Source organism: Rhodococcoides fascians A44A (genome assembly GCF_000760735.1).
Classification (GTDB): Bacteria; Actinomycetota; Actinomycetes; order Mycobacteriales; family Mycobacteriaceae; genus Rhodococcoides; species Rhodococcoides fascians_E.
This window is the reverse complement of record NZ_JMEX01000008.1, coordinates 112,595-127,196: the sequence shown is the minus strand read 5'-3', so window position 1 is coordinate 127,196 and position 14,602 is coordinate 112,595. Positions and strand designations below refer to the sequence as shown.

The window sequence follows — 14,602 nt, the reverse complement described above, 5'->3', positions numbered from 1 at the left end:
CTACTTCTTCCTGGGCATGACGCGGTTGGCGATGGTGGCGACCACTCGCTGGTACTTCGACCCGGTGATCCGCTGGAACAGGTCCAACGCGATGGCGTCGGATCCGATGAGTACGCGGCCCTTGCCCTTCTCGACGCCTTTGAGGATCGTCTTCGCGGCCTGATCGGGTGTTGTCTTGGCGAGTTTCGCGTCGAAGAACTTCGCGACCGACTGCTGGTCGTAGTTCTCGGCAACCGTGGCGTTGCGCGCGATGGCGGTCTTGATGCCACCGGGGTGCACGACGGTCATCTTGACGGGGGCCTTGGAGATCAGCAGTTCCATCCGCAGCGCTTCACTGAAACCGCGGACGGCGAACTTCGCCGCGTTGTAGGCGGCCTGCGACGGCATCGCGAGCAGCCCGAAGAGGCTGGAGATGTTGACGATGTGACCGTCGCCGGATTCCTGCAGGTGCGGGATGAAGGCTTTGGTGCCGTTGACGACGCCCCAGAAATCCACGTCGACGATGCGTTCGATGTCCTTGAACGAGGACTGCTCGACGTCACCGTGGTACGCGATGCCTGCGTTGTTGTAGATCTGGTTGATCTTGCCGAAGCGTGTCTTGACGGTCTCGGCGTACTCGATCACGGTTTCCCGCTGGGTGACGTCGAGGAACTGTGATTCGACCTCGCCGCCGAGTGCCTCGACCTGCCGCACGGTCTCGGCCAGGCCGTTCACGTCGACGTCGGACAGTGCGAGTTTCGCTCCGCGCTGAGCCAGGTTCAGCGCAAGGGCGCGTCCGATACCCGATCCCGCGCCGGTGACGACGGCAACCTTGCCGGTGAATGTGGTGGTCACTTCGCTGCTACCTCGATGTCGGAGTCGTTCACGGTGCCCACGGCGGGAGCGGGCAGATCGGATGCTGCGACGCTTCGGTAGGCCGCCAGATCGAACTTACGGGTGATGGCGCGGAAGCGGAAGGTGAAGTCCGGCCACAGCGTCGTGTTGTTCCCGTGCTTGTCGAGGTACCAGCTGGCGCAGCCGCCGTTCATCCAGACGCTGTCCGCCATGCGGTCCTGCAGGTCGGCGTTGTAGTCGTCCTGGATGTCCTTGCGGACCTCGATGACACCGATGTCGTGCTTCTCGATGGTGTCCAGGGCGTCGACGACGTAGTTGAGCTGCGACTCGATCATGAAGACCATCGAGGTGTGGCCGAGACCTGTGTTGGGCCCGACGAGGAAGAACATGTTGGGGAAGTTCGCGACAGCGGCCCCCTTGTAGCCTTGCTGGCCTTCCTCTTCGAAGGTCTGCGCGAGGGTCTTGCCGCCCTTGCCGTAGATCCCCTGGTAGGCGGGCGAATCCGTGACATGGAATCCCGTTGCCACGACGAGTGCGTCGATCTCGCGCTCCGTGCCGTCCGCGGAGACGATCGAGTGCGCCTTGACCTCGGCGATGCCGTCGGTGACGAGGTCGACGTTCGGGCGGTCCAGCGCGGGGTAGTAGGCGTTGGAGATGAGCATGCGCTTGCAGCCGATTCGGAAGTTCGGCGTGACCTTCTTGCGGAGCGCCTTGTCCTTGATGCCCTTGTTGATCTGCTGCTTGGCGATGAGCTCGAAGATGCGCATCAGCGCGGGCTTCTTCGCGAGACCGACGACCTGCGTCTCGCGTGCCGCGTAGATGCCGGTGCGGGACAGTCGCTGGAATCCGGGGATGCGCTTGAAGGCGAACTTCTCGAGTGCGGTGTACTCGCGGTCGAACCGGGGAAGGATCCACGGCGCGGTGCGTTGGTACACGTCGAGGTGCTTCACCTTGCCGGCGATCGCGGGCACGATCTGGATGGCCGACGCACCGGTGCCGATGACGGCGACACGCTTTCCTTCCAATGAGACGTCGTGGTTCCACTGTGCGGAGTGGAAGACGTCGCCCTCGAAGCTCTCGATGCCTGCGATGGGCGGCAGGTTCGGCTCGCACAGGGCGCCGACGGCCGTCACGACCACCTTTGCGGTGTACTCGCCGGTGCTCGCGACGACGTCCCAGCGGTGAGTGCTCTCGTTCCAGGTCACGGAGGTGACGTCGGAGTTGAACACGTGCTTGTCCAGCACGTTGTACTTCCGCGCTACAGACGAGATGTACTTCTGGATCTCGGGCTGAGTGGAGAAGGAGCGGGTCCAGTCCGGGTTCAGCGCGAACGAGTACGAGTACAGGTGCGACGGCACGTCGCAGGCTGCACCCGGGTAGGTGTTGTCGCGCCAGGTGCCGCCGACGTCGCTGCCGCGTTCGAGCACGAGGAAATTGTGCTTGCCCTTCTGGGACAGCTTGATCGCTGCACCGAGGCCTGCGAATCCGCTGCCGATGATGAGGGTGTCGACCGTGCGCGGGGCAGTCACGCGCTCCGAGTTATCTGTTACGGAAAGACTCATGAAACAGAGAGTAGGAGCTTATTGAGTGTGAGTCAATAGTTATTGACTGCTATTCAGTAAGCTGGTTGCATGTCCAGTGTGAACACCCCGGCTGCCAAGCGAACGCGTATGAGTCCACAGGAGCGTCGTGCCCAGCTGATCGAACTGGGAACGGAGATGCTCGCGGACCGACCGCTGGAACAGGTATCGGTCGAGGACATCGCCGACCAGGCCGGAGTGTCCCGCGGCCTGCTCTTCCACTACTTCTCGTCGAAGCAGGACTTCCACCTCGCCATCGTGCGAGAAGCAAGCAAGACCATGCTCGAGCGCACCGCCCCGGACATGACCCTCGACCCGTACCAGATCCTGCGCGACTCCATCGCCAACTACGTCGACTACGTGACCGAGAACCGCGAAACCTTCATCTCTCTACTCCGCGGCTCCGCCACCGGCGACCCGGACATGCGCGACGTCTTCGAGCAGACCAGAACCACCATGGCCGAGCGCACCATCGCCAACCTCTACAAACTGCACGTCGAGGCCAACCCCACCACCGAACTCGCCGTGCGTGGATGGATCGCCTTCGTCGAGGAAGCCACCATCTCGTGGCTCCGCGACCCCCGCATCAGCCGAGACGAACTCATCGAACTGAACGTCGGTGCACTGCCCGCCGTCGCCCTGGCGCCCAGCATGATCGCCAGCCTCCTCGGCACCGGGGCTGAGTAACCTCCCTCTGTTCGGCATGAATGCCATGGCAGCCGTACGACGAATGTCATGTGACATCGATGCCGATGCCGATGCCGAAACTGTCCGCCGAAAAAACGAATGCGCCGTTCGGTCACTCGAGGTGACCGAACGGCGCATTCGCTCCGAATTGGTGCGGGTCGACTATCCCTCGCCGACGCCCGAGAAGGCTTCGTCGATGATTTCGAGCTGCTCCACGGCGTGGACCTTGCTCGAACCCGAGGACGGTGCGGACATTGCACGGCGGGAGACGCGCTTGATGTTGCTGAGCACGTCGGGCATGAGCTCGGGGAATGCGAGGCCGAAGAACGGCCATGCACCCTGGTTCGCGGGCTCTTCCTGGACCCAACGGAATTCCGTTGCGTTCGGGTAGCTCTTGATGGCCTCGGTGATCCGACGGGTCGGGACCGGGTAGAGCTGCTCGATGCGGACGATGGCGACGTCGTCGCGGTTGTCCTTCTGCTTGCGTGCCAACAGCTCGTAGTAGAGCTTGCCGCTGACCATCAGGACGCGCTTGACCTTGCTACGGTCACCGGTGCCGGTTTCGTAGGTCGGCTCGTCGAACACCGAGTGGAACTTGCCGTCGGTGAAGTCCTCGATGTTGGACACAGCGGCCTTGTTGCGCAGCATCGACTTCGGGGTGAAGACGATGAGCGGACGCCGGATTCCATCGCGTGCGTGGCGACGCAGCAGGTGGAAGTAGTTGGCAGGCGTCGACGGAACCGAGACGGTCATCGATCCTTCGGCGCACAGCGTCAGGAACCGCTCGATGCGGCCGGACGTGTGGTCCGGGCCCTGGCCTTCGTGGCCGTGCGGGAGGAGCAGCACGACGTCGGACAGCTGTCCCCACTTGGCTTCACCGGAGCTGATGAACTCGTCGATGATGGACTGCGCGCCGTTGACGAAGTCACCGAACTGCGCTTCCCACAGGACGAGTGCGTCCGGGTTTCCGACGGAGTAGCCGTACTCGAAGCCGACGGCCGCGAACTCGCTGAGCGCGGAGTCGTAGACCATGAACTTGCCGGGGTTCTCGCTGCCGATGTTGTGCAGCGGGGTGTACTCGGCGCCGGTCTTGCGGTCGATGATGACCGAGTGACGCTGGGTGAACGTTCCGCGGCGAGTGTCCTGGCCGGAGAAACGGACGTTGCGTCCTTCGTCCACGAGCGATCCGAGGGCGAGCAGCTCGCCGAACGCCCAGTCGACCTTGCCTTCGTAGGCCATCTCGCGACGCTTCTCGAGCACGGGCTTGACGCGCGGGTGCACGTTGAAGCCTTCGGGGACCTCGAGGAACGCATCGCCGATGCGGTGCAGGATGGACTTGTCGACGGCGGTGGTGAGCTTGGCCGGCAACTGCTGGTCGAGTTCGACCGATTCGCTGGGCTCGGGGTTGTACTTCTCGAGTTCGCGAACCTCGTTGAACACCCGCTCGAGCTGTCCCTGGTAGTCGCGGAGCGCGTCCTCTGCCTCCTTGAGGGAGATGTCGCCGCGGCCGATGAGGGATTCGGTGTAGCTCTTGCGGACGCTGCGCTTGGTGTCGATGACGTCGTACATCGCCGGCTGCGTCATCGACGGGTCGTCGCCCTCGTTGTGGCCACGCCTGCGGTAGCAGATCATGTCGATGACGACGTCCTTGTTGAACTTCTCGCGGAAGTCGACGGCGAGCTGTGCAACGCGGACACATGCCTCGGGGTCGTCGCCGTTGACGTGGAAGATCGGCGCGCCGATCATCTTCGCCACGTCGGTGCAGTACTCCGAGGAACGGGAGTGCTCGGGTGCGGTGGTGAAGCCGACCTGATTGTTGACGACGATGTGCACGGTGCCGCCGGTGCGGTAGCCGCGCAGCTGTGCGAGGTTCAGCGTCTCGGCCACGACGCCCTGGCCTGCGAAGGCCGCGTCGCCGTGGAGCATGAGCGGCAGAACCGAGAAGCCACCTTCGCCCGGTCCCTTGTCCAGAAGGTCCTGCTTGGCGCGAACGAGGCCTTCGAGGACCGGGTCGACGGCCTCGAGGTGCGACGGGTTCGCGGTCAGCGACACGGCGATGTCGTTCTCGCCGAACATCTGGATGTAGGTGCCTTCGGCGCCGAGGTGGTACTTCACGTCGCCGGAGCCGTGTGCGGCTGCCGGGTTCATGTTGCCCTCGAACTCGGTGAAGATCTTCGAGTACGGCTTGCCGACGATGTTGGCCAGCACGTTCAGTCGACCGCGGTGCGGCATACCGATGACGACCTCGTCGAGGGCGTGCTCGGCGCTCTGGTCGATGACGGCGTCCATCATCGGGATGACGGACTCGGCGCCTTCGAGCGAGAATCGCTTCTGGCCGACGTACTTGGTCTGCAGGAAGGTCTCGAATGCCTCGGCGGCATTGAGCTTGCTCAGGATGTACTTCTGCTGTGCCACAGTCGGTTTGACGTGAGTGGCCTCGACGCGCTCCTGCAGCCAGGCAACCTGGTCGGTCTCGAGGATGTGGGTGTACTCGACGCCGACGTGGCGGCAGTAGGAGTCGCGCAGAACGCTCAGCACGTCCCGCAGCTTCATCTTGTCCTTGCCGTGGAATCCGCCGACCTTGAATTCACGGTCGAGGTCCCACAGCGTCAGGTCGTGGCTGATCACGTCGAGGTCCGGGTGCATCCGGAACTTGTCCTTGGTGAACTGCAGCGGATCCGTGTCGGCCATCAGGTGACCGCGGTTCCGGTACGCCGCGATGAGCTCGAGAACGCGGGTGTTCTTGTCGACGGTGCCCTCGGGCAGATCCTTGCGCCAGCGGATGGGCTCGTACGGGATCTTCAGCGAATGGAAGATCTCGTCGTAGAACTCGTCGCTGATCAGCAGGTTGTGGATCGTGCGGAGGAAGTCGCCGGACTCTGCACCCTGGATGATGCGGTGATCGTACGTCGAGGTCAGCGTCATGAGCTTGCCGACGCCCAGTTCCGCGAGTCGCTCGTCGGACGAGCCCTGGAACTCGGCGGGGTACTCCATGGCTCCTGCGCCGATGATGGCGCCCTGGCCGTTCATCAGGCGAGGAACGGAGTGCACGGTTCCGATGCCGCCGGGGTTGGTCAGCGAGATCGTGACGCCCTGGAAGTCGTCGCCGGTGAGCTTGCCGTCACGGGCACGCCGGACGATGTCCTCGTAGGCGTTGTAGAACTGCGTGAACGAGTGCTCGTTCGTGTTCTTGATGGCAGCGACGACGAGGGAGCGGTTTCCGTCCTTGCCGGGCAGGTCGATCGCGAGGCCGAGGTTGGTCGACGCCGGGGTGACTGCATTGGGCTTGCCGTCGACCTCGGCGAAGTGCCGGTTCATGTTGGGGAACGCCTTGACGGCCTGCACGATGGCGTAGCCGAGGAGGTGCGTGAACGAGATCTTTCCGCCCCGCGTGCGTGCGAGGTGGTTGTTGATCACGAGGCGGTTGTCGACCATGAGCTTGGCCGGGATAGCGCGGACGCTGGTCGCCGTGGGGATCTGCAGTGAGGCCGACATGTTCTTCGCGACGGCAGCAGCGGCGCCGCGGAGGACCTTGGACGATGCCTCGGCCGCGGGGGCGGCTGCAGCGGGCTTGGCTGCGGGAGCGGACGGTGCCGCACCTGCCGCCTTGGAGGTCGCGGGCTTCGCGGTGGGCGCAGGCTTCTCGGCAGCTGCCTTCGGCGTTGCGGATTTCGGGGCGTCGGCCTTGGCTGCCGGGGCCTTGGGCGCAGCCTTCGCTGCCGGGGCCTCGGACTTCGTGGGCGCACCGTTGCCGTTGGAGCTCGTGCCGTTGGAGCTGCTGGAGCTCGTCGACTTCCCGGAGCTCGCCGAGCCGCTTCCTGCACTTCCGTTCGGAACCGGCGCGGCCTCGTCACCTGCCGGCGCGTCCGGGTCGTAGTCGGTGAGGAATTCGTGCCAGCTTGCGTCGACCGATGACGGGTCGTCCTTGAATCGCTGGTACATCTCGTCGACCAGCCATTGATTTTGTCCGAATTGGGTAGTGGAGCTGCTGCTCACGGCAGTAGTTCGCCTCGCTTCTTCTCTTCGTTCCCGATCACACGCGCGTACACATCCAGGGTAGACCTCATCCGGGGAGCGCGGACGTCCGGGACGTGGCTGTGGTATGTACTCACGAGTAACTGTCAACCTCGTTGCTGACGACTCCTGTGCTTATCGAATTATTCCCGCCGCGCGTTTCGGCCGCATCCCACAAGCGTGCGTAATACCCGCCGCGGGATCTCAGATCGTCGTGAGTCCCGGTCTCGACGATCCGGCCGTGGTCGACCACGACGATCATGTCGGCGCGTGCCGCCGTCGCCAATCGGTGCGCGACGACGACGGACGTTCGTGCACGCAGCACCCGCGTGCTGGCGTCGAGGACCGTGCGTTCGGTCGCGGGATCGAGTGTCGCGGTCGCCTCGTCGAGGAGCATCAGGTCGGGGTCCACCAGCTCGGCTCGGGCCAGCGCGATCAGCTGCCTCTGCCCGGCGGACAGGCCTTGACCACGTTCGCCGACGGGTTGGCGCATACCGCCTCGAAGTGCGGCGATGGCCTCCAGTGCGCCGACGGCGCGGGCCGCTGCTTCGATCTCCTCGCGCGTTGCGCCGGGTTTGCCGAAGGCGATGTTCGACGCGACGTCGCCGGTGAAGAGGTGCGCTTCCTGCGGGACGACGCCGAGCCTGCCGCGGTATTCGGCGAGTGAATAGTCGCGGAGATCGGTGCCGCCGACGCGTACCGATCCGGAAGTCGGGTCGTAGAACCGGGCGAGGAGTTTGACGATGGTGGACTTGCCCGCGCCGGTCTCTCCGACGAGGGCGACGGTTGCTCCACGGGGGATTGTGAGATTGACCTCACTGAGTGCTTCGGTGTCTGCCCCGGCATAGCGGAAGCCGACTTCGTCGAAGGCGATGTCGGTTCTGAGTCGGCCCTCGGGAATGCGTGTGGCAGCTCCGGTCGTCGCTGCTTCGATGGAACTGGGGGTGCGCAGGAGGTCGCCGATTCTCCGTACCCCGACGCTGGCTTGCTGGTAGCCGTCGAACACTTGGGACAGTTGCTGGATGGGCCCGAACAGCAGGCCGAGGTAGAGCACGAACGCGACGAGGGTTCCGGCGGAGGTCGACCCGGAGGCGACCTGGTGAGCACCGACGAACACGACGAGCGCGAGTGCGGCGTCGGACAGGAACGTGATGAAGGGGAAGTACACCGAGATCGCGCGCTGAGAACGCATCCGGCTTGCGCGATACAGGTCGGCTCGCTCGGCGAACCTGTCGGCGGCGAACTGTTCTCGGCGGTAGGCCTGTGCGGAGCGCAGACCGGCGATGTTCTCCTGGAAGTCGGCGTTGACCGCGGAGATTCTTTCCCTGGACTCGGTGTACGCGGCGGAGGAGATCCGCTTGAACACGACGGTCGCGATGATGAGAGGAGGTACGACTGCCAGCGCGACGAGTCCGAGAGGCAGGTCGGTGATCAGCAGGGCCGTGGCGATGCCGACGACGGTCACGAGGCTGACGACTGCCGTGGACGCCCCGGTCTGGATGAAGGTGGACAGTGCGTCGACGTCCGTCGTCATTCTGGTCATGATGCGGCCGGACAGTTCCCGCTCGTAGTAGTCGAGTCCGAGGCGCTGGATGTGCGCGTAGCTCTTGACCCGTAGCCCGAACAGCACGCGTTCGCCTGCTCTGGCGGTGATGACCGTGGTGGCTGCGATGACGAACCACCCGGCGACCGCGAGGAACACGCCTGTCGCGGTGGCTGTCCAGAGGGCGCCCGTGTCGGCGCGGGAGACTCCGTCGTCGACGGCGAAACGAACGATGGATGGAAACGCGATCGACGCGAGGGAGTCGAGCGCGAGCAGGACGACGACGGCTACGAGGAGTGTGCGTACCGGCGTGAGGAGCCGTGACAGCCGGAAGTCGGTGTCCGGGGCGCGTACGTCGCTGGGCGTGGGCGGCATTTCGGTAGCTGGGGGAAGGGCGTCGACGGCGTCCCTGAGCTCGGGGGTGGCCGCGACACTTCCGAGGGCCCCGGCGATCTGACCGCCGCCTCCGCCGCCGGTGGGTCTGCCCGCGCTCTGTGGTGTGCCGGACGTCGTAGCCGCCGTGCCCGTAAGCGCAGGCTCGGTGTCGGGCCACAGCTCGTTGCGCTGCGGCGTCGCAGACGCGGAAGCGTCGGTAGCGCCGTCGTCGGCTTTCTGGTCGTTGGAGAGCAGTTCGCGGAACAGTGGACATCGCGCGTCGAGTTGGTCGACGGTTCCGATGTCGATGACTCGGCCGTCGTCGAGTACGGCGACTCGGTCGGCGAGGGTCAGCGTGGATCGGCGGTGCGCGAGGACGATGGTGGTGCGCCGTGGTCGACGCCGGAGTGCGTCGAAGATCTTGGCCTCGGTTGTCGCGTCGACAGCGGAGGTTGCGTCGTCGAGGACGAGAACTCGCGGGTCGGTGAGCAGAGCCCGGGCCAGCGCTATGCGTTGTCGTTGGCCGCCGGACAGGGTGAGGCCGCGTTCGCCGACCACGGAGTCGTAGCCGTCGGGGAGTTCGGAGATGAACTCGGCTGCTTCGGCGAGTACGGCGGCGTCGTGTATTTCCTCGGCGGTGGCGTCGGGACGGCCGAGGGCGATGTTGGCTGCGATGGTGTCGGAGAACAGGAACGGCTCGTCGAACACGAGGCCGACTGCTTCGCGGAGGTGCTCGGCGCTGACGTCGGCCACGTCGATTCGCGCGGCGCCCTCGCCGGTCGAGGTGAGGGCGACGGAGCCCGAGCGCGGACTGTAGAAGCGTGGCAGAAGCAACGACAGTGCTGTCTTGCCCGACCCTGCGTGCCCGACGACGGCGACGCTCTCACCTGGTGCGACGGCGAGATCGAAGGATCGGAGTACGTCGCGTTCGGGCTCGAAACCGAAGGTGACGGCGGACAGGTCGATACCGAGGGGGCCGTCGGGGAGGGCGATGGGGTGCGGCGGCTCGGGTACGGATGGGTGGGTGTCGATGACGTCGTAGACACGCTCGACTGCGGCGCGAGAGAGCTGCGCGAGGATGACGACGGAGGACAGAGTGCGGGTGACTGCGGACAGGGTCGCGACGTAGGTGGCGAAGGCCAGGAACGTGCCGACGGTGATGTGGCCGTGCAGTGCGAGGTAGCCGCCGAGCGCGATGACGCCGACGAGGCCGAGTTGGGGGATTGCGGCCATGGAAGGGGCGAGCCGGGCGTTGATCTTCGCTGATCTCATCCGCTCGGCGAACAGGGTGCGGGACAGGTTCTCCAGCCGATCGACGGCGCGTCCTTCCTGTCCGAAGCCTTTGACGACGCGGACACCGGTGACGGTTTCCTCGACGTGTTGGGCCAGGTCGGCGGCGCGTTGTTGGGCCGACCAGGTGGCGGCGAACTGCTTCGGTCGGACTTTGTACACGACCAACGTGACGGCGGGGACGATCGCCAGCGCAACGACGGTGAGGAGCGGGGACAGGTACGCCATCACCACGAGTGCGAGGACGAATTGCAGGAGCGCGCCCGCGGACAGCGGAACCATGGCGAGGAGGCCCTGCACCAGCTGTAGGTCGGTGATGGACCGGGACACCACTTGGCCGGTGCGGATTTCGTCCTGTTTGCGGCCGTCGAGGCGTTGCAGGGAGGAGAGCAGGCCGAGGCGCAGGTCGTGTTGTACGTCGACCGAAAGGCGACCGGCGAGGAGTCGTCGGCCGAACTGGCATCCGAACCGGACCACGGCCAGGCCGCCGATCGCGAGGGCGACCCACATGATGGTCTCGCCCGCACCGGCAGAGGCGTCGTCGATGGCGATCCGTGTCAGCAACGGAAACGAGATGTCGATGACGGCGGCGATCATCGTGACGGCCAACGCGCCCACGGCGGTGCGTCGGTGCACCCAGCACTGCGCTACGAGCCGACGTATCCAGGATTCACTCATCGATAGCGAACGGTAGTCCGCACCTCCGACAGGCGATCAGCTGATGTCACGCTCCCGGGTCCGCAGCCACCCGGCAACGACGATCAGTGCGGCCCACAGCGCCAGGCCGATGGGCGCCCACGGCCACTCTGCCAAGCCGTTGCCGTCGTCGAGGTTCCACGCGACGACGGTGGACAGCGTCAGAGATCCGGGTGCGATCTGCCAGAACCCGACGAGGCCGAGGCCGGAGAGAATGCCGAGGACAACCAGTTCACCGACGGGGAACCAGGCGACGATGGCGATCGACGGCCAGGTGGGTGAACCGAACAGCAGCCCGAGACCGGATCCGATGAGCGACCACATCACGACGACGAACAGTCCTGCTGCGATGTAGCCGAAGACGTCGCCGTTCAGTGTGAAGTCTCCGGCGGTGAACGCGAGCATGCACAGAATGGTCAGGATGGAGACCACCAGCCCGTATCCCAACGCGAAGAGTGCCGTCACGAGCACTTTGGCGCCGATGACCCGATCGCGCCCACGCGCGGACAGGAACGACGTCGTGATCGTGTCGTGGCGAAACTCCGTTCCGGCGTTGATCGCCGAGAACACGGATCCGAACAGTGTTGCCGCACCGAGGGCGACGAAGAGCCCGGCGAGGACCACTTCGTTCATCTCGCTGCCGGTGATGTCGCTCATGCCCTTGCCGACCGCCGAGGAGATGGCGGTGGCGCCGATGCCGACGAACACCGGCGGTAGTGCCAGGGCCCACCAGAACTTCAGGGTGGTGACCTTGCGAATTTCCGAGGTGAGGACAGTGCTCATCGTCGGTCACCTTCCCACGGAGACGGTTGTGCAGCGGGCGGCCAGTAGCCGGGCTGCGGTTGTCCGTAGCCGGGTGGCGGTTGTCCGTAGCCGGGTGGCGGGTAACCCGCGTGCTGTGGTGGGTGGCTCGGTGCTGCCGCGTACTGCCCGGCCGTCATGGAGAGAAAGACCTGCTCGAGGTCGACGTGTTCGCTGCTGGTTCCGAAGACCGTGACCTCGGCTGCCACGGCGATGCGGCGCACGGTGTCCGCGTCGGCGCCGGCGACTCCGAGACGGCCGTCGGGAAGGAGTTGTGTGTTGGTGATGCCGTTCGACGCGAGGGCGAGGGCGAGGGTTGCGGGATCGGATACCGCGACGAGGATCCGGTTGGGTCGTGAGGAGCGCAGTTGTTCGATGCTGCCCTGGTAGACGAGCGACCCTGCACTGACGATGACGAGGTTGTCGACGGTGGCCTCGACCTCGCGCAGGAGATGGCTGGAGATCAGCACGGTCCTGCCGCCGGCCGTGTAGGACTTCAGGAAGTCGCGGAGCCAGGCGATGCCTTCGGGGTCGAGTCCGTTGGCCGGTTCGTCGAGTACGAGGATCTCGGGGTCGCCGAGCAGCGCGGTGGCGAGGGCCAGTCGTTGCCGCATTCCCAGGGAGAAGCCGCCGACCTGGCGTTTTGCGGTGTCGCTGAGTCCGACGAGGTGGAGGACGTCCGCGGCACGTGAGTCGGGGACACCGATCGCCGACGCGAAGATGCCGAGGTGACCGATGGCAGTTCGCTTGGGATGCAGGCTGCGCGAGTCGAGTACCGCGCCGACGGTACGGGCCGGGTCGACGAGTTCGGAGAACGGGACACCGGTGACGAGTCCGATTCCTGTGGTGGGTTTCGCGAGACCGAGCAGTAATCGAAGGGTGGTGGTCTTGCCGGATCCGTTGGGGCCGAGAAAGCCGGTGATGGAGCCGCGGGGCACGGCGAAGGACAGATCCGACACCGCGCGGACGGTACCGAAGTTCTTGGTCAGTCCGTGCGCTTCCAGTGCGTTGCCGAAGCCGTACGTCATGTGTGCGTGTCCCCCGGGCCGACGTGAAGTACCGGGCCGGAAGATCCGGCCCGGTACGAGGTTACGGGTTCACACGTAGGTCAGGGGAGCACGTGCTTCACAGAAATGCCGCGGCCACTTCCCGGTAGATCACCGACGGGTCGCCGTCGTCGGGTAGCGAGTGCAGCGTGACGTGCGAGGCGCCCGCGTCGAGGTGCTGACGGAGCCGGGAAGCGATGGCGTCCGCGTCTCCGTGTGCGACCAAGGCGTCGATGAGACGATCGCTGCCGCCGTCGCCGATCTCGTCCGCGGAGTACCCGAGACGCTTCAGGTTGTTCACGTAGTTCACCAGGTGCAGGTAGGGATTGTTGACGGGCGGCCGCCCGATCTCCCGAGCCTTCTCCGCATCGGATTCGAGCACTGCCTTGTGTTCGGGCGCGAGGATTTTGTCCGGGCCGAGGATCTCGCGGGCTTCGGCGGTGTGCTCGGGCGTCGTCAGGTACGGGTGAGCGCCTGCGCTTCGATCGGCCGACAGTTTCAGCACCTTCGGACCGAGGGCGGCGAGTACGCGTCGGGACTCGGGGACGCCGCCGTCGTCGAGGGCGTCGAGATAGTTCACCAGTGCGTCGTACGGCTTCTGGTACTCCTGCGTCGCTTCGGGATGCCCGGCACCGATGCCGAGGAGGAATCGACCGGGATGCTTCTTCTCGATGCGGTGGTAGGACTCGGCCACGTCGGGCGCGGCGGCGGACCAGATGTTGACGATGCCGGTGGCAACGACGATGGACTCGGTGGCGTCGAGGATCTCCTCGACCGAGGTCAGGTCTGCCGGCGGCGAGCCACCGAGCCAGATCGTGCCGTAGCCGCTGGATTCGATGAGGCGGGCCAGTTCCGGCGGGATGCCGGAGTAGTGCCGCCAGATTCCGAGTGTGCCCAAATCGGGTGTGCCCAGATCGGGTGTGCCCAGATCGGGTGTGCGCTGCTCAGGTGTGTCGGTGGTCATATGATGTCCCAACGCCGCGTCACTGCTCGAGAATTCCGTCGATCGGGTCCGCGTCGATGACGGCGCCTTCGGGCCACATCTTCGGTGCCGGTCCGAAGGCTTCGCGGGCGTTGCGGATGACGCCCTTGCCGATGACGCGGTTTCCTGCGCCGCCGATCACGGCGCCGATTCCTGCGGGCAGAAGTTTGCCGAACAGCAGTGCACTGCGCTTGGCCAGGTACTTCTGGACGAATTTCTTGACGAGGGACTTGTTCATGTTCGTCATCGCGCCACCGGGAATTCGCGATGTGACGAGCGGGCCCCAGTTCTTCGCGGAGCTACCGACGGTCTTCTGGACGATCTGCATGCCGGATTCACCCAGCGCCACCGACAGGACCAGCGCGCGTCGTTGTTGGTGATCGTGCACCGGAATGCCGTGCACCGATGCGACCGACAATGTCAGCAGCGCGGACGATTCGATGAAGAATGCGGTCTCGGCGCCCACGGCGGCGATCGACGCGACGGTGCCGACGCCCGGTACCGCGGCCGCTCCGCCGACGGCGCTGCCACTGCCGGTGACGGCGAGGAGGAAGCGGTTCTCCAGACGCTCGATCAGCTGTGCAGGCGTGTCGTTCGGGTGTGCCCGACGCATGTGTGCGACGTACTTCTCGACGGCGGGCCCCTGCAGGCGCGATGCGTTGTCGAGGATCTTGACGAGCGATTTCTCGAGACGCCCGCCTTCCTTGATGGTGTCGACCTGGTCGTTGCTCTTCTTCGCCACCGGCGCTCCCGA

The 14,602-nt window shown here is 65.4% G+C and carries 9 protein-coding genes; 1 reads left to right on the top strand and 8 read right to left on the bottom strand.

All coding sequences use genetic code 11. The features are described 5' to 3' along the window. Nucleotides 1-834 carry an SDR family NAD(P)-dependent oxidoreductase gene (locus BH95_RS12755; RefSeq protein ID WP_019665353.1) on the bottom strand — a complete coding sequence of 278 codons (834 nt, stop codon included), beginning with the start codon at nucleotides 832-834 and terminating at the stop codon, nucleotides 1-3. Continuing rightward, complete coding sequence (locus tag BH95_RS12750) at nucleotides 831-2,396, bottom strand: flavin-containing monooxygenase (RefSeq protein WP_027499051.1); 1,566 nt, start codon at nucleotides 2,394-2,396, stop codon at nucleotides 831-833. Before BH95_RS12750 ends, BH95_RS12755 begins: the two co-directional genes overlap by 4 nt. A gap of 69 nt (nucleotides 2,397-2,465) precedes the next feature. Here BH95_RS12750 and BH95_RS12745 point away from each other — a divergent pair, with 69 nt between their 5' ends. Further along, on the top strand, nucleotides 2,466-3,101 hold the full coding sequence (locus BH95_RS12745; protein WP_019665351.1) for a TetR/AcrR family transcriptional regulator: 636 nt from the start codon (nucleotides 2,466-2,468) through the stop codon (nucleotides 3,099-3,101). 162 nt (nucleotides 3,102-3,263) lie between these two features. Here BH95_RS12745 and BH95_RS12740 read toward each other — a convergent pair whose 3' ends face one another. From BH95_RS12740 to BH95_RS12715, 6 genes are all read right to left on the bottom strand, one after another. After that, nucleotides 3,264-7,097, bottom strand: coding sequence for a multifunctional oxoglutarate decarboxylase/oxoglutarate dehydrogenase thiamine pyrophosphate-binding subunit/dihydrolipoyllysine-residue succinyltransferase subunit (locus tag BH95_RS12740; protein ID WP_080733888.1), 3,834 nt, complete (start codon nucleotides 7,095-7,097; stop codon nucleotides 3,264-3,266). A 112-nt stretch (nucleotides 7,098-7,209) separates the two neighbouring features. Continuing rightward, the gene (locus BH95_RS12735) at nucleotides 7,210-11,001 is read right to left on the bottom strand and encodes an ABC transporter ATP-binding protein (RefSeq protein WP_167336907.1); all 3,792 of its coding nucleotides are present in this window, start codon (nucleotides 10,999-11,001) and stop codon (nucleotides 7,210-7,212) included. Nucleotides 11,002-11,037: 36 nt separating this feature from the next. Beyond that, nucleotides 11,038-11,802, bottom strand: a complete 765-nt coding sequence (locus BH95_RS12730) for an ABC transporter permease (protein ID WP_019665348.1) — start codon at nucleotides 11,800-11,802, stop codon at nucleotides 11,038-11,040. Next, the gene (locus tag BH95_RS12725) at nucleotides 11,799-12,848 is read right to left on the bottom strand and encodes an ATP-binding cassette domain-containing protein (RefSeq protein WP_033188068.1); all 1,050 of its coding nucleotides are present in this window, start codon (nucleotides 12,846-12,848) and stop codon (nucleotides 11,799-11,801) included. The genes BH95_RS12730 and BH95_RS12725 overlap by 4 nt, the downstream gene beginning before the upstream one ends. 97 nt (nucleotides 12,849-12,945) lie before the next feature. Then, complete coding sequence (locus BH95_RS12720; protein ID WP_037182625.1) at nucleotides 12,946-13,830, bottom strand: LLM class F420-dependent oxidoreductase; 885 nt, start codon at nucleotides 13,828-13,830, stop codon at nucleotides 12,946-12,948. 19 nt (nucleotides 13,831-13,849) lie between these two features. After that, nucleotides 13,850-14,590 carry a hypothetical protein gene (locus BH95_RS12715; protein ID WP_019665345.1) on the bottom strand — a complete coding sequence of 247 codons (741 nt, stop codon included), beginning with the start codon at nucleotides 14,588-14,590 and terminating at the stop codon, nucleotides 13,850-13,852. Between the last annotated feature and the right edge of the window lie 12 nt (nucleotides 14,591-14,602).